General features: G+C 67.1%; 22 protein-coding genes and 1 tRNA gene. 9 read left to right on the forward strand and 14 right to left on the reverse strand.

From position 1 onward, the window contains the following. Positions 1-3: 3 nt before the first annotated feature. Positions 4-735 (reverse strand): SDR family oxidoreductase, encoded by a 732-nt coding sequence (locus tag ACQY78_RS02490; protein WP_428682419.1) that lies wholly within the window; start codon positions 733-735, stop codon positions 4-6. A gap of 106 nt (positions 736-841) precedes the next feature. Between ACQY78_RS02490 and ACQY78_RS02495 the strand changes: the two genes are divergently transcribed. The 4 genes from ACQY78_RS02495 (at position 842) to ACQY78_RS02510 (ending at position 3,389) form a co-directional block, all read left to right on the forward strand. Continuing rightward, the gene (locus ACQY78_RS02495) at positions 842-1,732 is read left to right on the forward strand and encodes a LysR family transcriptional regulator (RefSeq protein ID WP_428682421.1); all 891 of its coding nucleotides are present in this window, start codon (positions 842-844) and stop codon (positions 1,730-1,732) included. A gap of 79 nt (positions 1,733-1,811) precedes the next feature. Further along, the gene (gene msrB, locus ACQY78_RS02500) at positions 1,812-2,261 is read left to right on the forward strand and encodes a peptide-methionine (R)-S-oxide reductase MsrB (protein ID WP_428682423.1); all 450 of its coding nucleotides are present in this window, start codon (positions 1,812-1,814) and stop codon (positions 2,259-2,261) included. Further along, positions 2,258-2,767: a peptide-methionine (S)-S-oxide reductase MsrA gene (gene msrA, locus ACQY78_RS02505; RefSeq protein WP_428682425.1), complete on the forward strand. Its 510-nt coding sequence runs from the start codon at positions 2,258-2,260 to the stop codon at positions 2,765-2,767. Before msrB ends, msrA begins: the two co-directional genes overlap by 4 nt. Before the next feature lie 76 nt (positions 2,768-2,843). Further along, positions 2,844-3,389, forward strand: coding sequence for a thermonuclease family protein (locus tag ACQY78_RS02510; protein ID WP_428682427.1), 546 nt, complete (start codon positions 2,844-2,846; stop codon positions 3,387-3,389). Positions 3,390-3,401: 12 nt separating this feature from the next. Here ACQY78_RS02510 and ACQY78_RS02515 read toward each other — a convergent pair whose 3' ends face one another. From ACQY78_RS02515 to ACQY78_RS02560, 10 genes are all read right to left on the reverse strand, one after another. Continuing rightward, positions 3,402-5,720: a PAS domain S-box protein gene (locus ACQY78_RS02515; protein ID WP_428682429.1), complete on the reverse strand. Its 2,319-nt coding sequence runs from the start codon at positions 5,718-5,720 to the stop codon at positions 3,402-3,404. Beyond that, the gene (locus tag ACQY78_RS02520) at positions 5,707-6,354 is read right to left on the reverse strand and encodes a chemotaxis protein CheX (RefSeq protein ID WP_428682431.1); all 648 of its coding nucleotides are present in this window, start codon (positions 6,352-6,354) and stop codon (positions 5,707-5,709) included. The genes ACQY78_RS02515 and ACQY78_RS02520 overlap by 14 nt, the downstream gene beginning before the upstream one ends. Continuing rightward, positions 6,351-6,734, reverse strand: coding sequence for a response regulator transcription factor (locus tag ACQY78_RS02525; protein WP_428682433.1), 384 nt, complete (start codon positions 6,732-6,734; stop codon positions 6,351-6,353). The genes ACQY78_RS02520 and ACQY78_RS02525 overlap by 4 nt, the downstream gene beginning before the upstream one ends. 78 nt (positions 6,735-6,812) lie before the next feature. Further along, on the reverse strand, positions 6,813-8,711 hold the full coding sequence (locus ACQY78_RS02530; protein ID WP_428682435.1) for a chemotaxis protein CheA: 1,899 nt from the start codon (positions 8,709-8,711) through the stop codon (positions 6,813-6,815). Continuing rightward, positions 8,708-9,100 (reverse strand): response regulator, encoded by a 393-nt coding sequence (locus ACQY78_RS02535; RefSeq protein WP_428682437.1) that lies wholly within the window; start codon positions 9,098-9,100, stop codon positions 8,708-8,710. Before ACQY78_RS02535 ends, ACQY78_RS02530 begins: the two co-directional genes overlap by 4 nt. Continuing rightward, positions 9,093-9,944 (reverse strand): CheR family methyltransferase, encoded by an 852-nt coding sequence (locus ACQY78_RS02540; protein WP_428682439.1) that lies wholly within the window; start codon positions 9,942-9,944, stop codon positions 9,093-9,095. Before ACQY78_RS02540 ends, ACQY78_RS02535 begins: the two co-directional genes overlap by 8 nt. After that, positions 9,937-10,560 carry a HEAT repeat domain-containing protein gene (locus ACQY78_RS02545; RefSeq protein WP_428682441.1) on the reverse strand — a complete coding sequence of 208 codons (624 nt, stop codon included), beginning with the start codon at positions 10,558-10,560 and terminating at the stop codon, positions 9,937-9,939. The genes ACQY78_RS02540 and ACQY78_RS02545 overlap by 8 nt, the downstream gene beginning before the upstream one ends. A 1-nt stretch (position 10,561) precedes the next feature. After that, a complete protein-coding gene (cheB, locus tag ACQY78_RS02550; RefSeq protein WP_428682443.1) occupies positions 10,562-11,656 on the reverse strand; it encodes a chemotaxis-specific protein-glutamate methyltransferase CheB in 1,095 nt (364 codons plus the stop codon). Beyond that, positions 11,653-13,188 carry a chemotaxis protein CheW gene (locus ACQY78_RS02555; RefSeq protein WP_428682445.1) on the reverse strand — a complete coding sequence of 512 codons (1,536 nt, stop codon included), beginning with the start codon at positions 13,186-13,188 and terminating at the stop codon, positions 11,653-11,655. Before ACQY78_RS02555 ends, cheB begins: the two co-directional genes overlap by 4 nt. A gap of 1 nt (position 13,189) precedes the next feature. Beyond that, positions 13,190-15,127: a methyl-accepting chemotaxis protein gene (locus tag ACQY78_RS02560; protein WP_428682447.1), complete on the reverse strand. Its 1,938-nt coding sequence runs from the start codon at positions 15,125-15,127 to the stop codon at positions 13,190-13,192. A gap of 153 nt (positions 15,128-15,280) precedes the next feature. Between ACQY78_RS02560 and ACQY78_RS02565 the strand changes: the two genes are divergently transcribed. Continuing rightward, positions 15,281-16,243, forward strand: a complete 963-nt coding sequence (locus ACQY78_RS02565) for an SDR family oxidoreductase (protein ID WP_428682449.1) — start codon at positions 15,281-15,283, stop codon at positions 16,241-16,243. Positions 16,244-16,601: 358 nt separating this feature from the next. Here ACQY78_RS02565 and ACQY78_RS02570 read toward each other — a convergent pair whose 3' ends face one another. Then, positions 16,602-17,144: a hypothetical protein gene (locus tag ACQY78_RS02570; RefSeq protein ID WP_428682451.1), complete on the reverse strand. Its 543-nt coding sequence runs from the start codon at positions 17,142-17,144 to the stop codon at positions 16,602-16,604. Continuing rightward, on the reverse strand, positions 17,141-17,320 hold the full coding sequence (locus tag ACQY78_RS02575; protein WP_428682453.1) for a hypothetical protein: 180 nt from the start codon (positions 17,318-17,320) through the stop codon (positions 17,141-17,143). The genes ACQY78_RS02570 and ACQY78_RS02575 overlap by 4 nt, the downstream gene beginning before the upstream one ends. Positions 17,321-17,497: 177 nt before the next feature. On the opposite strand from ACQY78_RS02575, the gene ACQY78_RS02580 reads away from it, so the two are divergent. Further along, a tRNA-Ser gene (locus ACQY78_RS02580) sits at positions 17,498-17,587 on the forward strand. Between the two features lie 135 nt (positions 17,588-17,722). Here the strand turns inward: ACQY78_RS02580 and ACQY78_RS02585 are convergent. Then, positions 17,723-18,580 carry a class I SAM-dependent methyltransferase gene (locus tag ACQY78_RS02585; protein WP_428682455.1) on the reverse strand — a complete coding sequence of 286 codons (858 nt, stop codon included), beginning with the start codon at positions 18,578-18,580 and terminating at the stop codon, positions 17,723-17,725. 100 nt (positions 18,581-18,680) lie between these two features. On the opposite strand from ACQY78_RS02585, the gene ACQY78_RS02590 reads away from it, so the two are divergent. From ACQY78_RS02590 to ACQY78_RS02600, 3 genes are read left to right on the forward strand one after another with little or no spacing between them, the layout of a single operon-like run. Then, complete coding sequence (locus tag ACQY78_RS02590) at positions 18,681-19,289, forward strand: TetR/AcrR family transcriptional regulator (RefSeq protein ID WP_428682457.1); 609 nt, start codon at positions 18,681-18,683, stop codon at positions 19,287-19,289. A 42-nt stretch (positions 19,290-19,331) separates the two neighbouring features. Next, positions 19,332-19,559: a hypothetical protein gene (locus ACQY78_RS02595; protein WP_428682459.1), complete on the forward strand. Its 228-nt coding sequence runs from the start codon at positions 19,332-19,334 to the stop codon at positions 19,557-19,559. A gap of 59 nt (positions 19,560-19,618) precedes the next feature. Beyond that, positions 19,619-20,944, forward strand: a complete 1,326-nt coding sequence (locus ACQY78_RS02600; protein ID WP_428682461.1) for a carbohydrate porin — start codon at positions 19,619-19,621, stop codon at positions 20,942-20,944. Positions 20,945-21,107 lie beyond the last annotated feature (163 nt).

The raw sequence follows: 21,107 nt of genomic DNA on the forward strand, positions 1-21,107 counted from the left end.
GTCTCATCCTCCTGTGGTGGCGGCGGGTCGTACGACGATCTCGTTAACGTCGACGTCGTCGGGTTGTTCGAGGGCGAAGCGGACGGCCCGGGCGATCGCGTCGGGTTTGAGGGCGATCTTGCGAAAGGCCTTCATCGCCTCCGCGGCGACCGGATCGGTGATCGTGTCGGCGAGCTCGCTCTCGACGACGCCGGGATGGATGCACGTGACGCGGATCCGGTCGTTCTCCATCCGCAAGCCGTCCGAAATCGCACGGACCGCATACTTGGTCGCGCAATAGACGGCGGCCGCCGGGAAAACCTGCAGCGCCCCGATCGAGGCGATGTTGATCACATGACCGGAGCCGCGCGCCGTCATTTCGGGCAGCACGGCGGCGATGCCGTAGAGCACGCCCTTGATGTTGACGTCGACCATGCGCTCCCATTCCGCGATCTTCATCGAGGCCATGGCCGACAGCGGCATGACGCCGGCATTGTTGACGATCACGTCCACCCGCCCCCAGGCCGCACGCGCCGCCTCGGCGAAGGACGCGACGCTCTGCCGGTCGGTGACGTCGAGCGGGCACACACGGGCCTCGCCACCGGCGGCGATGAGCTCGGCGGCAAGCGCTTCGAGGCGGGAGATGCGACGTGCCCCCAGCATCACCTTTGCCCCGGCCGCGGCGAGTTCGCGGGCGATGCCGGCGCCAATGCCGCTGGAGGCGCCAGTGACGAGAACGACTTTATCGAGAGACATGATCGGATCCTTTCGGAGTGGCGGTTGGCTTGCGCCAAACATGGACCTGAGAGATTGTCGCGATAAGTCGACAATCCCTTACCAATCTGGAAAGCCAGTCTAACCAATGGAGCCGGATCTCAACGCGCTGTCCGTGTTCGCCCTGGTGGCCGAGGAGCGCAGTTTCAGGGCCGCGGCCGACCGCCTGGGCGTGACCCGTTCGGCGGTCAGCCAGACGATCCAGCGGCTCGAGGGCAGTCTCGGAATTGCGCTCGTCCTGCGCACGACCCGCAGCGTCAGCCTGACCGAGGCCGGCGAACGCCTGCATCTGGAGATCGCCCCCGCGGTGGCCGAGATGCGCGCCGCCTTGGAGAAGACCGCGGCGCTGCAGGGCCGGGCGCGCGGCCGGTTGCGGCTCGCCGTCTCATCGATCGCGGAGCGCTTCCTCGCAGGGCCGTTTCTGGCGGGCTTCGCCGAGTCCAACCCCGAAGTCGACCTCGACGTCACCGTCACCGACGACGCGATCGACATCGTGGCCGAGGGCTACGACGCCGGCGTCCGCCTGGGCGAAGTGATCGAGCAGGACATGATCGCGGTGCCCGTGGCCGGCGAGGAGCGCCAGCTGGCGGTTTGCGCGCCCTCCTACCGCGACCGCTTCGGAGTGCCGAAGCATCCGGCCGACCTCACATCGCACACCTGCATCGGCTGGCGGCCCTCTCCCAAGGCTGCGCCCTACCGCTGGGAGTTTGCCGAGGGGGACAAGGAGTTCAGCGTGGCCGTCGCGCCGAGGTTCGCCACAAACGACATGGCGCTGATGATCAAGCTCGCGGTCGCCGGCGCCGGCATCACCTTCGGCATGGAGGAGAGCTTTCGCGGGCTGATCGCGCGGCGTGAACTGGTGCCGGTTCTCGAGGAATACTGCCCCAGCTTCGCCGGGTTCTACCTCTACTATCCAAGTCGCCGGAACATCGCGCCGAAGCTGCGGGTCCTGATCGACTATCTGCAGCGCCAGCGCTGACGGCACGACCGCCCCCTGACAGAACGCCCCCTGCTCCCTATATTCTGTCTCCGCAGGCACGTTGCGACAGGAGCCCGAAATGCAGACCTACAAGAAAAGCCCCGAAGCCCTCGCGAAGCTCTCTCCCGAGCAGTTCTACGTGACCCAGGAGAGCGGCACCGAGCGCCCTGGGACCGGCGCGCTGCTGCACAACAAGGAGCCCGGCATCTACGTCGACATCGTATCGGGTGAGCCGCTCTTCGCGTCGTCTGACAAATACGAGTCGGGATGCGGCTGGCCGAGCTTCACCAAGCCGATCGAGCCCGCCAACGTCGCAGAGCTGAAGGACGGCTCGCATGGCATGATGCGCATCGAGGTGCGGTCGAAGCATGGCAACAGCCATCTCGGACATGTCTTTCCGGACGGCCCGCGCGACCGCGGCGGGCTGCGCTATTGCATCAATTCGGCCTCGCTGCGCTTCGTGCACCGCAAGGACATGGAAGCGGCGGGCTATGGCGCCTATCTCGACCAGGTGGAGGACGTGAAATGAGCGAAGAACGCGCAGTACTGGCCGGCGGCTGTTTCTGGGGCATGCAGGACCTGATCCGTCGCATGCCGGGGGTCGTGTCGACGCGGGTGGGCTATACCGGCGGTCACGTGGCGAATGCCACTTACCGCAACCATGATGGCCATGCCGAGGCGATCGAGATCGTCTTCGATCCGGCGAAGATCAGCTACCGCAAGCTGCTCGAGTTCTTCTTCCAGATCCACGATCCCTCGACGCGGGACCGCCAGGGTAACGACCGCGGCACCTCCTACCGCTCGGCGATCTTCTATACGAGCGACGAGCAGCGCCGCGTCGCCGAGGACACCATCGCCGATGTCGAAGCCTCCGGCCTGTGGCCGGGCAAGGTCGTCACCGAAGTGACGGCAGCTTCCGATTTCTGGGAGGCCGAGCCGGAGCACCAGGATTATCTGGAGCGCATTCCCAACGGATACACCTGCCACTTCGTGCGCCCGAACTGGCGGCTCCCGGTCCGCACCAAGGCAGCCTAGCGCCCTCGGGCGTGCAGACGCTGCGGGGGGTGCTATAAGGCAGCGGCCCTCAAGATTTGCCGCAAGGTTCACGCCTTTGAAAGCCGCTGCCTCACCCCTCGCCGTCCTCGCCATGCTTGCCCTTCTGGCGGGGGCGACAGGCGCTGCCGCCCAGTCCTCCGATGACGATACGGCGTTGCCGCCGGTGCCGAAGCCCCGCTTCACGGTGGTCGACGGCGACACGGTCAAGTTCGGGCCGCAGGTCGTGCGGCTGTTCGGCATCGACGCGCCCGAACGCAGCCAGACCTGCGACGACGGCCAGTGGCGTGCCGGCACCCTGGCCCGCAAGGCGCTGGAGGAGTTCATCGCCGGCCGTCCGGTGACCTGCCGCCTAGTCGATCCCGACCGCAAGACCCGTCCGCCTGTTGCGCAGTGCTTCGCCGGCGAGGACGACCTGCAGGAAAAGATGGTGTCGGCCGGCTGGGCCTGGGCCCTCCCGGTCAACGGCAAGGACCCCTACGGCGTCGACGAACGCGACGCCGCGCTTCGCAAGGCAGGCATCCACGCCCACAAATGCATGCCACCCGCCGAGTGGCGCGCCATGCTCCGTCGCGAGGCCCAGAAGCGCGAACAAGGCGGTTGACGCTGCGCAGCGCTACTTCGACAGCATCTCACGGATCTTGAGCGCCAGCGCGTCCAGGGCGAAGGGCTTCGTCACCATCTGCATACCCGCCTCCAGGAACGGCGCGTCGCCGACGGCGTGCTCGGCATAGCCGGTGACGAAGAGAATCTTCAGGCCGGGCCGGTGCCTGCGTGCGATGTCAGCGATCTGTCGGCCGTTCAATCCCGGGAGGCCGACATCGGTGATGAGCAGGTCGATCGAGGTATTGGACGTCAGGACCGGCAACGCGGCCTGGCCGTCGCCCGCTTCGAGGCAGGCATAGCCCAGCTCGCGCAGCACGTCGGTGATGATCATGCGGACGTGCGAATCGTCCTCGACGACCAAAACCGTCTCTCCCGAGCCCTTGGCGGATTCCTGGCTCGGCATGGTGGCGCGTGACGGCGCGTCGCCCGCGTGGCGCGGCAGGTAGAGCCGGAAGAACGTGCCCTTGCCGACCGCGCTCTCGACCCGGACGACACCGCGCGACTGGCGCGCGAAACCGTAGATCATTGACAGGCCGAGGCCCGTCCCCTGGCCGATCGGCTTGGTGGTGAAGAACGGTTCGAACACCTTGGCCATGACGTCCGGCGGCATGCCGGCGCCGGTGTCGCGGACGCCGATCACCACGTAGCTGCCGGGCTCGACCTCCTCCTGGCCAAAGCGCTGGCGTTCCTGCACAACTTCGTTGGTCGTCGTGATGACGAGGCTGCCGCCGCCGGGCATGGCGTCGCGGGCATTGATGACCAGGTTAAGGATGGCGTTCTCGAGCTGGTGCGCATCGGTCAGCGCCGGCCAGGCGCTGGGATCGAGTGCGAGCTCCAGGCTCACATTTTCGCTGAGCGTTCGGCCGAGCAATTCCTCCATGCCGCGCACCAGGCGGTTGACGTCGACCGCCTGGGGATCGAGCGGCTGGCGGCGGGCGAAGGCGAGTAGCCGATGGGTCAGAGCCGCGGCGCGATTGGCCGAGGCGATGGCGCCGTCCATGAAGCCCTGCAGGTCGTCGACGCGGCCGGCGCGGATACGCCGCTTCAGGACCTCCATCGAGCCGATAATGGCGGTTAGGATATTGTTGAAATCGTGCGCGATGCCGCCGGTCAGCTGGCCGATCGCCTCCATCTTCTGCGAATGGCGCAGCGCTTCCTCGGCCTTGGCGAGTGCCTTCTCGGCCTCGCGCTCGGCGGTGACGTCGCGGCCCACGGCCTGTAGCAGACCGTCGCCCGCGACGGCGCTCCATTCGACCCGCCGGCTGCCGCCGTCGTTCGTCCGCATGCCAACCTCGATCAGCCGGGGCGCACCCTCGGCAAAAAGGATCTGCAACTCCGACCTGAAATGCGCGCGATCCTCCGCGACCACGAAGTCCACCAGGCTGGCGCCGAGAAGCGAGGATTCCTGCCAGCCGAGCAGCCGGCTCCAGGCCGGATTGATCGAGTTCACAGTGCCGTCGGGGCTGGCGACCACCATCACGTCGGCGGACAGGGTCCACATGCGCGTCCGGTCGGCCGTGCTCTGGGCGACGCGGCGCTCCAGGGTCCGGTTCAGCAGGCGAAGCGCGTCGACGGCCATGCGCCGCTCGTTCACGTCGCGCAGGATAACCGTTACGAAGACGCGCTTGTCGGACTCCCAGCGCGAGGCGGAGGCTTCGAGGTAACTGGGGGTGCCGCTGCGCCGTTCGGCCACCAGCTCGACCGGCCGCACAAGCGGCGTCCCGGACAGGACCGACTGGAAGGCATTGCTCCAGTCGGCGGGATCGCGCAGCAGCGACTCGAGCTTGCGGCCCACCAACTCCGTGGTCGCATAGCCGAATTCCTGCGCGGCGGCCGGATTGGCGAGCTGGATTGTGCCCCCGGAATCGAGCGTCATGATCGCGTCCGGGGCACCGCCGACCACGGCGTCGTACCGCGCATTCTGGCGCTCGCGCAGGATCTTTTCCCGCCCCGCCGTGGCGGTGACGTCGGTGAACTGGACCAGGCAGCGCCGCGCGGGCGGGTCGCCGAGCGGGCTGACCGCGAGGTTGTGGATCAGCCGCTGGCCGCTGCGCGTGCGCAACGGGAACGGCGAATGAAGAGCATGGGTAAGGAGTCCCGACGCCCCGAGTTCGAGCGCGTGCGACACGGCGGAGGAAAACCGCGCGGTGATGCGCCCGGGAAACAGAGCGTCGAGGCGGCGGCCGATGGCATCCTTTGCGCCGACGCCGCTGGCCGATTCCATCCAGGCATTCCACGCCAGAACGCGCTGGTCCTGGTCGAGGACAACCAGCCCGATGTCGACCGCGTCGAACGCCGGCACGGCGAAGCGGGCTTCAGGCTGGGTCATTCAGCGGCGCAATGCCGCCCGCCGTGCGGTCGATGAAGTCGCGCAGCATGACTTTCATCGCTGCCAGCGAGGGCATGTCCATCAGCATGGCGATATAGCCGCGGATATCGCGGCTGCGCAGCGCGAAGTCGATGTAGAGGAGCATCACGACCTCGCCCGCTTCGGGCGGCGGCGCGAGATTGAAGAACTTGGACGCCTCGCCACGCAGGATTTCAGGCAACGACATCTTGAGGCTGCGTTGCAGCATGTTCGCCATCGTAGCCAGACACCCATTCAGGATGACGTTGCCGATCTCGGCCAGGGCTTCGTGCTCGAGTTCGATGATCTCCTCGAGGCTGAGTTCGGGGCCCGCGACGGCGCGGACCAGCTCCAGACTCTTTGTGTCGGGAAAAATCAGCAGGGCGCGCCCCACGATGTCGCCTTCGAAAACCTGATGCACGCCCACCAGCGTATCGGGATTGCCTTCGCCCAGGGTGGCGATCGCCTTCTCGCGGCTGACGAGGGCCACTCTCGGCACCGAGAGATGAACCTGCTCGCCCACCATCTCGCGCAGACTCGCCGCCGACCGGTTGACGCCGATATTGACCATCTCGGTCAGAGCGTCGAGCTCGAGTTCGTCGAGGATCTCCGTCACGTCTTTGCGGCTTCGAGGCGCTTTACCGCGGAATCGAGAAACGAGCGCAGCGCCGCTTCGGTCAGCGGCTTGGCGAGAAACGTGGCACCCGCCTCCCCGACCCGCTGGACAATTTCGGTCTGGTGGTTAGCCGAGATGACCGCAAGGGGCATACCGGGCTTCAGGGCGTGAAGTTCGGCAACCAGGGCAAGGCCGTCGCGACCGGGCATGTTGAAATCGAGCACGGCCAAGTCGACAGCAGTCTCGCCGGCGCGGGCAACGGCCTCGTCGGCATTGGCGGCCTCGACCCGCACCCAGTCGGGGTGAACAGCTCCCAGCACCTTGGCCACGGCCATGCGGGCGAGCTTGCTGTCGTCCACGATCAGAATTCTATAGCTCATCGCCCCATGTCTCCCCCGGCGATGTGTACGTCAACACCCAATGCCGTTTCTGTTCGATGGGAAACGCTAAACGTATGGTTATGAAAGAAGTTCCCTCATGTCGAGGACGATCAGGACTCGGCCGTCGCCCATCAGGGTTGTGCCGTCAATGCCGGGGACGCCCGCCAGCAGGCCGTCCGGCGCCGTCACCATCACGTCGAGCCGGTCCCCCAGCCGGTCGACCTCCAATCCCCCCAACTGGCCCATGGCGCTTACCACGACGATGGTCGCCTCCGGTCCGCCTGGAGCGCGCTCCCACCCCAGCGCCTTGCCCAGATCAATGACGGGCAGCGTGCGGTCGCGCAGGACGAAGGCCCGCGCCGCGCCCACGGCGGCGATGGCGGCGCGCGGCACCCGGACCGTCTCCACGACCGCTTCCAGCGGCAGGCCGAACACTTGCCCACCCCCCTCGACGGTCATGACCCTCGTCATCATCACCGTGAACGGCAGGTTGAAGCGCACCAGCGTGCCGAGCCCGGGCCGGCTGGTGAGGAACACGCGTCCGCCCAGCCGTTCGACGGTCGTGCGCACCACATCCATGCCGACGCCGCGACCCGAGAGGTCGCTCACGGTTGCCGCCGTCGAGAAGCCCGGCGCGAAGATGAGGTCCATCGTCTCGACCTCGTTCATCGCGTCCAGCACCGCCTTCGACGCCACACCGCGCGCGGCGGCCACCGCGCGGACGCGGTCGAGGTCGACGCCGCGACCGTCATCCTCGACCTCGATGACGATATGCTCTCCCTGGCGCAGCGCGCGCAGACGGATCGTGGCGGTCGCCGGCTTCCCCAGGGCGACGCGCTCCTCCGCCGTTTCCAGCCCGTGATCGAGGCTGTTGCGGATTACGTGCAGCAGCGGCTCGGAAATCGCCGAGACGATGGTCTTGTCGGCTTCCGTCGTTGCGCCCTCGATCATCAGCCGGGCCGGCTTGCCCAGCGCGCTCGCCATTTCGCGCACCAGTCGCGGGAACCGCTGGAACGCCGTCTGCAGCGGCAGCACGCGCAGCGCCACCACCGACTGCTGTAATTCCGCGACCAGCCGCTCGAGCCGCAGATGCTGCGCCTTCATCTCGGCCACCACTCGACGCAGATCGCTGTCTTCCTCGATCAGGCGAACGCCGTGGCCGAGCGCGTTCTTGGCCACCGTGAGTTCGCCCGCAAGCTTCACCAGCGCATCGATCCGGTGCACGTCGACGCGCACCGACGTTTCCGCCGGAGTCGCTCCGAGGTTGCCCGCCTGCATCGGAGGCGGAGGCCAGAGCTCCTCCAGGAGACCGGCCAACATTTCCCCGGCTAACTCCGGCGCCGCCGTCGCACCGGTGAGACTTTCGAGACGGTTGGCCGAGGAAACCTTACCGAGCGCGCGCAGGACGCTGGCCGCGACTCCGACGGCCGATGCCCGACGCCCCGCCAGACCCGCCGGCGTGGTGTCGCGCAGGAGTTTGAGCTGCTCTTCCAGGATGTCGCGCGCGGCGTCCGGCAACGAGCCGGCCGGCGCACCAGTGCCAGGGGAAGCCTCCAGACCGTCCGGCGATGCATCGGTGCCGGCCGCCCCGGCAGACTCGCTGACCAGACGGAACTGACGCGCGATCTGATCGGCACGCGCCTGCGCGTCGGACGGGACTTCGCCCGTCGCCTGCATCTGGTCCAGCCATGTCGTTACCTGGTCGAGACAGGCGAGGCAGAGATCGGTGACGGCGGCGGTCATGACGACGGCGCCCGACCGCACCGCCGACAGCACGTCCTCGCCGGCGTGAAGAGCCTGCGCCATCGCCTCGAAGTCGACGATGCCGGCGGCACCCTTCAGCGTGTGAAAGGCCCGAAAGGCGCTGTCGAGTCGCTCCTTGTCGCCGGGGTTTTCCTCGAGGGCCAGCAGGTCGTCGCTGCCCTGCGCCACCAGCTCGCGCCCTTCGACCAGGAACTGCTCGATGAATTCGTTCATCGAGCGCCCCCACTCATCAGCATGACATGCTCGACGAGTACCTCGGGGCGAACCGGCTTAACCAGATAGTAGTTGGCACCGGCGGCCCGTGCGGCCTCCCGGTCACGGGCGGCCGCCTCTGTGCTGACAACCAGGGCCGGCAGTGCACGTTCCTCCCCTTCGAGATTGCGCAACGCCTCGAGGAAGGTGACGCCGTCCATCTGCGGCATGTTCACGTCCACCACGGCCAGATCGAAGGGCTCGGCGAGGATCTTCTCCAGCGCCTCGACCCCGTTCAGGGCTTCGACGACGGAGAAGCCGGCCTTCTCGAGCGCGTCGCGGTGAAAGCGGCGCACGAGGCCGGCATCGTCGACGATCAGAATGCGCCTCGGCGAGGCCGCATCATCCATGGGCTTTCCCCCGGGGTCGCTGGTAGACGATGGCGTCGGCGAAACGGCGTACCTCGAACAAGGGCGACACGCGACTCATCGATTCCGTGTGCCCGAGGCAGATGAAACCACCCGGCGCGAGACTTTCAAAGAGGTTCTCGGCGGCCAGTCGGCGCGAGGCATCGTCGAAATAGATGAGAACGTTGCGGCAGAAGATGACGTCGAAGGTGCCGTGCGCCCGCACTGACTCCGGATCGACGATATTGACCGGACTGAACTGCACCGAATCGCGCAGGTCGGCAACCAGGCGCCACCGGTCGGGGCCGGCCGCCTCAAAATATTTCCCCACCAGCGCCGGCGTGAGCCGCATCAGGGCGCGCGCTCCGTAGATGCCAGCGCGGGCTGCCTCAAGGCATTTGGTGTCGATGTCGGATCCCAGGATCTCGATCTCGTGGGTGTCGACTTCGGGCCAGTTCTCGAGCAGCCACAGGGCGAGCGAGTACGGCTCCTCGCCGGTCGAACACGGCACCGACCACAGGCGATAGCTCTGGCCCGCCGGTTTCGCGCGCATGCGTTCGCCCAGAAGATCGGCGGTGAGGCAGCGAAGCTGGTGGTCCTCGCGGTAGAAGTAGGTTTCGTTGACGGTGAAAGCGTTGATGAACTGCTCGACTTCGCCGTCGCTGTCGACTCTCAGCCGGTGGAAGTAGGCAGCGAAATCAGCGAGCCCGAGCTCCGCCATGCGTTCTGCGATGCGGCGATGCATGTAGTAGCGCTTGGTCTCCGCGAACACCATGCCGGTGCGCCGGTACAGAAACTCGCCGACCTTGCGGAACTCTTCTTCCGAGACCAGCGGGAACTCACTCACGGGAACCCGCGCGCTGGGCCTCGATCCGCTCGCGCGCCACCGCGATGCTGAACCCCAGGAACGGGTCCGCCGCAAAGCTCTGCTCGCAGCGCATCAGGGCCTGCAGCAGCGTGCGGTCGCCGATCTCGCAGGCGACCTCCAGTGCCGCAGCGCAGACATTCGCGTCCTGCTCGCGCTCCAGCAAGACGGCCAGCAGCCGGTTCGCGTCGCCCTCGGGCTGCTCCCGTACCAGTTCGCAGCTCAACAGTCGGACATCCGCATCGCCGTCGCTCAACAACGCCGGGAGGTGCGGCGCGACGGCGGCCGGCATGGCGCGCAGCGCGTCGAGCGCGCGCGTCCGCAGGCTCGCTACGTCCGACCGGAGATGCGGTAGCAGCGCGGCGGCACTTTCGGCCGATCCGATCCGCGCAATGCTGGTGAGGATCGCCTCGCGCACGCGCGGGTTGCGCTCGCGCGGCAGGGCCACGGCCAGAGCGGCCAGGGCCTGGGGATAGGAGGCGGCGCTGCGGGCGGCGGCCCAGCGTTCGTCGTCGCTGCCCGCCGTCAGCGCGCGAGCCTCGAAGCGCGCCGGGGGCGAACGCGCCGGCTCACCCGGCGGCTTGCGCACCAGCGGCATGTCAGGGCACCAGCCGCACGAGGCGGGGCGCGATCTCGGACAGGGGCAGAATCCAGTCCGCCCCGCCCCGGCGCACTAACTCACCCGGCATGCCCCAGACGACGGCGGTCTCCTCGGATTGCGCAATGGTGCGGCCGCCCAGGCTGCGCAGCGACGCCATCGCCTGGGCGCCGTCCGATCCCATTCCCGTCATCAACACCCCGATCAACTGGGGCGGCGCCACATGTTCCATGGCGCTGACAACGAGACGCTCGGCACTTGGATGCCACGGATAATCGGGATCCGCCGCCCGTGGCATGGCGACCAGCCCGCCCGCCCCCCGGGTCACGACGATGTCGGCATCACCCCGGCCGATATACACATGCCCGGCGCGCAGCGACACGGCACGCACCACCTCCGTCACGGTCACGGCGCAGAGCCCATCCAGCCGCCGCGACAGCGCGCCGGTGAAGGCCGCCGGCATGTGCTGCGCTACCACGACCGGCCAGGGGAATCCCGCAGGGAGGCCCGTGAGAAGCGCTTCAAGCGCGGGCGGTCCGCCTGTCGAGGTTCCGACCAGCACGAGTCCCTCCCCCGAGGCCGCGACCGGTTCCGGGCTGCTCGACCGCGGGGTCCGAGGCACGGTTCCGCGCGTCGTCGCCGGCATCGCGGCTCCGCCGATGCGGTGGCGGATGCGGTCGCGCAGGCGGACGCTCGGGCGGATACGCGCCTGCGCGGCGGCGCGGACGCGGCCGACCAGGTTTGCGCGCAATTCTTCGAGACGCAGCGAGATGGCGCCCTCGGGCTTGGCGACGAAATCGACGGCGCCCAGCCGCAGCGCCTCCAGCGTCGCGTCGGCGCCCTCGGCGGTCAGCGACGACACCATCACGACGGGACGCGGCGCCTCGACCATGATGCGGTCGAGGCAGGCCAGCCCATCCATCTGCGGCATGTTGATGTCGAGCGTCACGACATGGGGAGCGAACACCGCGATCCGTTCGAGGGCCTCGACGCCGTTGCGGGCAAACTCGACCTCGAACTCGGCATCGCTCGCGAAAATCTGCCCGAGGAGCCGTCGCATCAGCGCCGAATCGTCGACGACGAGAACCTTGATCACGGACGCGCCTTGTGGGGCTTCTCCAGAGCGTCGAGCAGGCCCCGTTCGGCCCGCGTCAGCAATTCCGCCGGGTCGAGCACGAGAACGATGCGCCCCGTGCCCTCGAGATTGATGACACCCTCGACGAGGCGGACCTTCTCGCCCGTCAGGCTGGGCGCCGGCTCGATCTCGTCGGCGAAGCAGCGCATGACTTCGGACACCGAATCGACGATGAGCCCGGCGCGATGGTTCTCCGTCCGGACCACGAGCAGGCGCCGCGAGCGCCCGTCAGCCAGAGCCGGCAGGTCGAAGCGGCGGCGCTGGTCGACCACCGGCAGGACTTCGCCGCGCAGGTTGATTACCCCTTCGAGGAATTTCGGCGTCTTGGGAACACGCGTGATCTGTGCGGGCACGCGCGCGACCTCGTTCACCGCCTCGATAGGCAGGGCGAACTCGTCGTCGCCCAGACGAAACACCACGAATTGCCGTTCCTCGCCCCGCTCCTGCGGTGGCGCATCGGCGCCGGCCGGCACGGCGGACCGGGCGTTGCCGAATCGCTGCATGACCTCCTCCTTGAACAGGGTGCGCGGCTCCAGAAGCGATACCAGGCGGCGTCCGCCCTCGCCGCGGTAGATCGACGTCACCCTGGCCTCGCCGCCGATTCGCGCTGCGAGAACGGGAGGCACCTCCTCGATCAAGTCGGCGTCGGCCGCAAACAGCGTGCGCATGCGATCGGCCATCAGGCCGATCAGCGCCGTGCCGATGCGCGCCACGACGACCTTCTCGCGACCGGTCGGCTGGGCAGGCTCGGCAAAGCCCAGCAATCCGCGCAGCGACAAGAGCGGCAGCAGAGTGCCGCGGAACGACGCGACGCCCAGCACCGCGCCGTCGCTCGCCGGCAGCGCCGCGCGGCTGATCGGCGCATCGATGATCTCCTGCACCGCGCCGAGATCGAGTGCGAATTCCTGCCCAGCGACTTCGAAGCTCACCAGCCGGCGCCGCTCGTCGTTTGCGCCGGCTACGGTCGCCGAACGACCTGCGGCCGACAGGGCGTGGCGATGGCGCGGACGGTCCTGCGCCACGAAGGCGGCGGCGATCAGGGCCGCGATGTCGACGATGCTGGCGACGGTATCGGTGTCGCCGACCGCAAAGGCGCCGCGCAGCCGCTCGCCGGGCCTGGCCGCCAGTTCGGCGGGTCGCGTCTCGATCCGGTCGCCCGCGACCGTCACCAGCGCCGCGACCGCGTCGACGGCCAACGCCACCGGTGCGGCGCCGTCGAGCACGAGGGCGCGCGTCGCGGGCGCTTCGCCAAGGCCCAGCAGGCCGCGCAATCCGGCCACCGGCAGCACCGTGCCGCGCAGGTTGGCGACGCCCAGCAATCCCTTCGGCGCATGCGGCACGCGCGCGAGCGCCGGCATGCGGATGACCTCCGTCACCTCTTCCGCCGGCAGGGCATACAGCCGGTCCTCGACGCGGAACGTCAGGAAGCGCCGCGTCGCCACCCCGGGGACATGCGTCGCGGCTGGCGGAGAAACCTGCGTGGCCACCGCCACGTCAGCTCCGATCCCGGCGCAACTCGTCGGCGAGGGAAGCGATTTCCTCGATGGCGCCGGCAAGATCCTCGGCGCCGCGCGCCTGCTCTGCCGAGGCCTGGGCGGCCTGGCGCGACGCCGCACTCGCCTGTTCGGCGGCGGACGCGATCTGCCGCGCGCCGGCCGCCGTTTCGACCGTGGACGAGAGGATCTGATCGGCGCTGTGCAGGATCTCGCGCGTGGCGTCGGCCAGCGTCGAGGCTTCCTCCGTGACTTTGGCGAAGACGGCCTGCAGGGAGCGGTTGGCCTGCACCTCGATGTCGACTGCAGCCACGATCTGCTCGAGGTCGCGCCGCACGGACGCGATCTGGTCGAGGATGCCGCCCACCGTGTCCTTGATGGTGTCGGCGCTTTCCGCCGCCTCGCGGGCAAGGCCGCGAATGTCGTTGGAGACCGTCGCGAAACCACGTCCGGCCGCACCGGCCCGTGCCGCCTCGATCGAGCCGCTGACCGCAAGCATCGTCGTCTGCACGACAATCAGCGAGATGCCGCTCACGATCTTCTCAATGCGCCGGCCGACCGCTTCGAGGCGGCCGATGGTTCCCAGGGCGGCGCGCGTATCCTCCAGCCCGCCGGCGACGCCCGTCAGCAGGCTTTCGACCGCCGACGCGCTGTCTCCCAGCAAGGTGCGCAATGCTGCCAGTCGCTCCTCCGCACGCACGGCGTTGGTCTGAGCGGCCCGGGCGCTATTCTCGATCTGCGACAGTGCCGCCGAGGTCTGCTGCGTCGCCGCAGACTGTTGCTGGGCGCCGCGGCTGATCTGCGACACGGCGCCGTTGATCTGCTGCGCCGCGCCGGACAGCTCCTGCAGGGTTGCCGACAGTTCCTCGGCGGTCGAGCCGACCTGCTCGGCTGCCGCCAGCGTCCCGTCGCCGGTCCGGATCTTCTCGGCGATCAGTGCCAGGGATTGGGCCGCAAGCTGGCCCTGGTCGAGGGCCTTCGCCTGCTCCTGCACCGCGACCTGCGACTGGCTCGCCGCGGCGGTCTGCTCCTCTGCCGCCTCGGCGACCAGCGTCGCGCCCTTCTGCGCCTCGCCGGCGGCGCGTTCCGCTTCCAGCAGCCCGGTCAGCGTGTCTTCGCTGCCGACGGCGATCGTCTGGAGGTCCTGGCGCAGCGTGCCCAGGGTCGCGACGACCGCTCCGCCGGCCTTCGCCTGGGTTCCGGCCAACTCGGCCGCTTTCTGCAAAGCGGCGGCGACATCGCGCACGTCCCTCTGGATCTCGTCGGCAAGTTTCTGAACGTCCTGCGCGCTTTTCTCGGAAGTCTCGGCTAGCGCCCGTACCTCGTCGGCGACCACCGCGAAGCCGCGCCCCTGCTCGCCCGCCCGTGCGGCTTCGATGGCGGCGTTCAGCGCCAGCAGGTTGGTCTGGTCGGAGATCCGGCTGACCGATTGCGTGATCGCCGCAATGTCGCCCGCCCGGCGCTCCAGTTCCGTGACCAGCGCCACCGACTCGCCTTGCCGCTGGCCGTTGCGCTCGATGGCCCGCGCCGACGTGGTGATCTGCCCCGCGGCTTCCGCCAGCGTGAGTTCGGCGGCCTCGGTACGCCGCCGCGTCATGTCGGCCTGACTGCGTGCCGAGGCGAGGTTCGAGACCACACGCTTGATCGCCGCGGCCTGTTCCTGAGACGCACCGGCGGCTTCGGCCGCGCCGCTGGCGATCTGATCCATCGACCGGCGCAGCTCTTCGGCCGCGGCCGAGGCTTCGGTGAGACCGCTCGCCAGCTCCTCGGTCGCCGCCGCCAGCCGCTCCGACACCTTGCCGCGCGTGGCGGAGGAGACGACCGCCGCACGCGACCGCGCGGCCGGCTTCGCCATGGACGCGCCAGCGGACGCAGGGGCCTTGGCGCTCGCGGCGCCGACGCGGCCGGAGGCGAGCTTGGTCTTCTTGACGAGAGCCATCGAGATCCCTGCGAATGGATTGGGGAGTCACCCTAGTTCAATCCACACGCTCCTCCAAGGCGGCGCGCCGCGAGGGATCGATACCGTACGCAACGATTCGAGGGCCATCGCATTCTGCAGGGAAGCTCATTCCTCGCCTCTGCAGAGAGTCTCATGAAAAGCCCGAAGGCCACTGCCCGCAAACACCGCACCCTGCAGCGCAAGACCGCGCGCGCCGACCACAGCCGGCCCGCGCTCGAACTCGACGGCGCCATGCAGGCCGGCGCCCGCCGCTATCCCGAGCCGCCGCTGCCGCGCCAGCACCAGTCCAAGCCGGGCCACGAATCGCGGCTCGATCCGCCGCCGATGTACGACGCGCCCTACTACCAAGGCTCGATGAAGCTGCGCAGCAAGGTCGCGCTGATCACCGGCGGCGATTCCGGCATCGGCCGTTCGATCGCCATCCTGTTCGCGCGCGAGGGCGCCGACGTGGCCATCGTCCATCTCGACGAGGCGGGCGATGCCGAGACCACGCGCCAAGCCGTCGAGGCCGAGGGCGCGCGCTGCCTCGTGATGGCGGGCGACGTCACCGACCGGCGCTTCTGCAAGCTCGCGGTCCGACGGACCGTGGAGACCCTGGGCGGCCTCAATGTGCTGGTGAACAATGCCGCCTTCCAGCTCCACGCCCAACGGCTGGAGGATCTCAGCGAGGCGCATTTCGACCGCACGCTGAAGACCAACCTCTATGGCTACTTCCACATGACGCAAGCCGCCGTGCCGCACATGAAGGCGGGCGATTCGATCGTGAACAACGGCTCGGTGACCGGCCTGCAGGGCAGCAAGTTCCTGCTCGACTATTCGATGACCAAGGGCGGCATCCACGCTTTCACAAAGTCGCTCTCGGCCCACCTGATCCCGCGCGGCATCCGGGTCAACGCGGTGGCGCCGGGGCCGGTATGGACGCCGCTCAATCCAGCCGACAAGCAGGCCGAAGACGTCGCCCAGTTCGGCGCCAAGACGCCGATGAAGCGCCCGGCCCAGCCCGAGGAGATCGCCCCCGCCTTCGTGTTCCTGGCCTCCCCACACTGCTCCAGCTACATCACCGGCGAGATCCTGCCGGTGATCGGCGGCTACTGACGATCCGCGTAGGTCGGGCCGCTTCAGGGCCAGAGCGAGCGATCGCTCGGCCGCCTGGCCCCGGACCGCTCCCGCTTCACGGCATGGCCGCGGGCAGGAAGTTGCATGAGGCGAGCGAAATTGACCCGTAACGGTTACCACGACACATGATTCCGTGGGGGTGCGACTCCGGCTTCGATTGTTTCGTCTATTTCGTTTAATTCGTTTGTTTGCCGGGACTCCGACCTTTTCAACGGCCTGTTAGAGCCGTCAAATGGAGCGATAAAGGCCCACTCCATGCATTAGCCCTGCGGTGCGAGGGAAGAAACGCCAGGGGCAAAGCAGCTTCCCTCAGGCGATGCCTCCGCTCCTGCCGCGCCTATAACGGTACGGCGCAGTCACCGCCGTAGCGCTTTTCCGGATGGATCATGGAGTCGGCGGCCCACGCCGCTCCATCGGCCGGCCACACCATTACCCGGGCGGCATTGCCGGAGAAGAGGAAGTCCTGGCCGACATAGGCGGCCTGCAGCCAGCCCTCCGGCAGCAACGCCTCCGGGCGCGCGCGGAAGGCAAGCGCCCCCTGGCCGGTGAACTTCTTCGTGTTGTGCGGGCTCGAATAGGTGAAGGACCGGGCGGCAATGGTCTGGCCGACGCGCAGCTCTCCCGGTGCGGTCGTGCGCGCTCCCATCACCCGCGTGACGCGGATCGTGAGCTCGACGTCGTTCCTCCTCTGCTGCCGGCAGCCCACGGGATCCGACCCGAGGCGGCAATCCCTGTTGGCCACCGCCGTCACGCGGCCGACGAAGATATGGTCGCCGCTGCACAGGATCTGCTCGGGCGATACCGGCGTCATTGCCCCGGCGGCCCCGGTGCCCAGCAGCAGCGAGAGGCCGCACAGGCCGACCGCTTCGGCGATCCTCACGACGGCCGCGGCGAGTTGGTGGACGTGTAGCCCTTGGGCAGTTCGACCCTGTAGCGCCCGCCGTCTCCGGTGATGCGCTCCATCGGCATCGCCTGAGCCCGGACTTCCGCGCCCGCGATCGCGGCCATGGCGACGAGACCTGCGGCGGTGACGCAGAGACGACGTTGAAGATGCATGCGCTTCTTCCCTTCGGGAAGAATCCTAGTCCGCAAGATTGCAAGGTGTCGAGCGATCAACATTTTTTGCATGCCCCCCGGCACGGAGGCATTCTTGCCAGCCCGAGGTCGGCGGTTCAGGGACGTTCTCTCTCGTTGCGCGCTACAGCGAAGCTAAGTATTTGAATTCCCTGAGCTGGATGGGTGGCCGAGCGGTTTAAGGCACCGGTCTTGAAAACCGGCGTGGGTTCACGCCCACCGTGGGTTCGAATCCCACCCCCTCCGCCAGTCCCACCGATCGCGATATTCCAAGCATAACGACGCAAACACCGTCGTTTTCCGCATGGATGCACGATGAGCCCGGTTGAAAGAGCTGTCTGGCGCGGACATGACGCATCCAACCGTCTCGATCGATTTGCCGCCTTACGCAGTCGCCCCGTCGAGGCGACGCGCGCAAATGACATGCGGTCCGGGGTCACCTGCTGCGTTGCCTTTCGGGGCACCAAGGTAGCGAACGGCTATGTCAGCGAGACCAAGGTCCTCCAGGTTCTGAAAGCCTCTATCACGCAAATCCGTCGATAGCTCCAATGGGTCGAAATAGCTCAGCCAGGGTTCGCCAATCGCAGCAGTGCGTGCGGCTACGGCAGCCACATTTGCGCGGCGCTCCAGGGAATAGTTTTCGAGGGGCTCGGAGTAATCAAACACGACCTCCGACCTCGGCACGCTCGCGATGAATTGAAGTATCGCCGAGATGGCGTCCCGCCGCAGATAGGGCACAACTCCAAGCCAGAGGAAGAATGCAGGCTGGGTAGGCTGAAACCCAGCGGCAACCAGCCCCTCGGCAAGGCTCTGACACTCGAAATCGACTGGCGCAAATGTCAGTGACGCTGGTGCGACAAGACCCGCTTCGGCAAGGCGCTCACGTTTCCATGCCTGCGTTGTCGGATGATCGACTTCGAAGACACGCAATCCGAGGGAAGCGTACGGATTGCGCAGTGAAAACGTATCGAGCCCCGCTCCCACAATTGCGACCTGACGGACACCACGCGAAACAGCAGCATCCAGACAATCCTCGGCAAAACGGCTGCGGGCCGCCATGAACATGCGCATCTGCCGTTGCGCGGGATCAGCGGCAACAGCATCGATTAGGGCACCAGCCTCCTGGCCCAGGAGAACGCGGGCAAAGCGATCCCTGAATATACTACCCCCATCCAACGTCTGGTGCGCAGCGCGTTGGATTGCCGCCGCCAGCGCGGTACGGCTCGGCTGTCCATTCTGCATGCAAGTTCTCCCCCAGGCGTTCGCCAACGCACGATTGCGATCGGGCGTCTCATAGGTCATTATTCTAACACTGTAAAGATTAGTAATCCCGGAGTTGAACATGGCCGCCCGCGCGAAGAAGAAGCGCATCAAGCCCTACCATCATGGCGATCTGCGCAATGCGCTTCTCAAAGCAGCGCGAGAGGTTCTCGAAGAGCGCGGTCCGTCCTTCCTGGGCCTGCGAGAAATATCTCGACGGGTCGGTGTCTCCGCACCCTCCGCCTATCATCACTTTCCCAGTCGGGAGGCGATCGCCCTTGGATTGGCGGAACAGGGCGCAAGAGAATTGATCGAATGCCTGACGGTTGGACCGTCCAGTGGCCGGGGCACCTTGGCACCTTACGGCGAAGCTTACGTCGCGTTCGTGCGTGCCAATCCCGCGCTCTACCGATTGATGTTTGGCGAGGGCTTCCCGGCGGTTTCGCGGAACAGTCCGGCCATACGCCAACTTCGAGAGCACTCTTACAACATCATGAAATCCAACCTCGAGAAGCGGTTCTCCAACGCGGAACTTCCAGTTGCAGGACTATTTATCTGGGCGCTTGTACATGGCCTCGGGCTGCTACTCATTGATCGCCAAGTTCTGACGAGCGAAGACAGCGAAGACATAGTCCGTCGGGTTCTCCAACTTGCTGGAACCGGCCTCGAAGGCCAGAACGTCAAAATCTAGAACAGCAGTTTAGCGTAGACGAATTGCCGAGTTGCCAAGCTCGTGCACGCCGCGAAAGCCGATGCAGCCCGCCTGTTCACCCTGTTCCGAAGCTGGCTCCGCCGGCAGTGCGCCGCGCTGGGGCGTGAAGTCGATGCCGACACGTCGGCCCTCCATGTCCTGATGCGCCCATTGCCCGCGGGAGCGCCATCGGCCGAAGTTCCCGCCCACTATGTCCTCGGTGCCGGAACGATGGCCTTTTGCATCGACGTGGTGGAAAAGACGGTGTGAAGATCCCGTGCCTTCGCCAGAGTGCTCTCGTCGAAGCCGTTCCAGAGGTGAACCGGACGATGTCGGCTGGAAGCCTGATCCGCGGCGTCGCGATCGCGTTGTGGTGTGCGCTTCTGGGCGCGACCACGCTGCAGAGCCGATCGGCGCGCGCCGACGAACCGGCAGCGACGAACCCGGGCCTGTCATCGTGGCTGCAGGGACAGTACATGACCGGCGACTGGAATGGGCTGCGCAGCGATCTCGAGGCCAAAGGCATCACGCTGCGCGCCCACCATATTGCCGAGTCCGCGGCCAATCCCATCGGCGGACTGAAGCAAGGCGCGGCCTATACCGAGCAGGTCGACGCCGGCGCCGATTTCGATCTCGAAAAGCTGATCGGCTGGCCCAAGGCCAAGCTCCACGTGACGTTCACCCAGCGCGCCGGACAGAGTCTGGCCGCCAACACGATCGGCAGCTTCATCTCCGTGCAGGAGATTTACGGCGCCGGACAGAACGTGCGGTTGGCCGAACTGTCCTACGAGCAGCTGCTGCTGGAGGACCGCCTTCGCATCAAGCTCGGCTGGCTGCACGCCTCGGACGACTTCGCGACCTCCCCGATCTACTGCTACTTCCAGAACAACGGCTTTTGCGGACAGATCGCCATCGTCGTGAACAGCGGCTTCACCATCTATCCGACCGGCAGCTGGGGTGGCATGGCGAAGGTCAGTCTCTCCGACGAGGTCTACTTCCAGACCGGAGTCTACGAGGTCAACCCGACGCTGGCCGCACCGGCCAACGGCTTCAAGCTGGGGATCTCCGGCGCCACCGGGGTCATCATGCCGGCCCAGCTGGGCTGGCAGCCGCGCCTCGGGAGGACCGGCCTGAAGGGCCATTACAGGCTCGGCGGATACTACGATACGTCCGACGTGCCTTACCTCGGATCCCCCGTCGGCGGCCCGCAGGCGCTGGCCCATGGCCGCTGGGGGTTCTATGGCCAGGCCGACCAGATGATCTACCCCACGGCGCCGGGGACCGACCGTGGACTGACGGCCTTTGCCGTCATCGCCTATGCCGCCCCCGGCACGGCCATGCTCGAATATATCGGGCAGCTCGGCCTTCTTCTGAAGGGAACCTTTGCCGACCGCGACGGTGATTCGATCGGCCTGGCGGTCAGCTACAGCAAGGTGAGCAGCACGCTGGTCGCGGCGCAGAATGCGGCGAACGCGCTAGCACCGGGATCGGTCAGCGTTCAGTCCGCCGAGACCACCATCGAGTTCAACTATCGTGCGCAGCTGACCCCGTGGTTTTCATTGATGCCGAACGTCCAGTATGTGATCCGGCCGAACGGCGTGATGACGATTCCCAACGCCCTGGTGTTGGGCCTTCAGGTCAGACTGACATTTTGAGTCGAGAGCGTTGCGCCCACGGCCCGACTGTTATGGTCGACGTGAGTGTTTTGCATCGCGAGCTTCCAGTCTCCCACACTGCAGCGAGGGTAAGGTCGCAAACCATCATCGATGTTGCTCGGCGCTACGGTACTTGGTCATAAAAAACCAGGCAGTTGAAACG

It is taken from the genome of Reyranella sp. (assembly GCF_965279625.1).
Lineage (GTDB): Bacteria > Pseudomonadota > Alphaproteobacteria > Reyranellales > Reyranellaceae > Reyranella.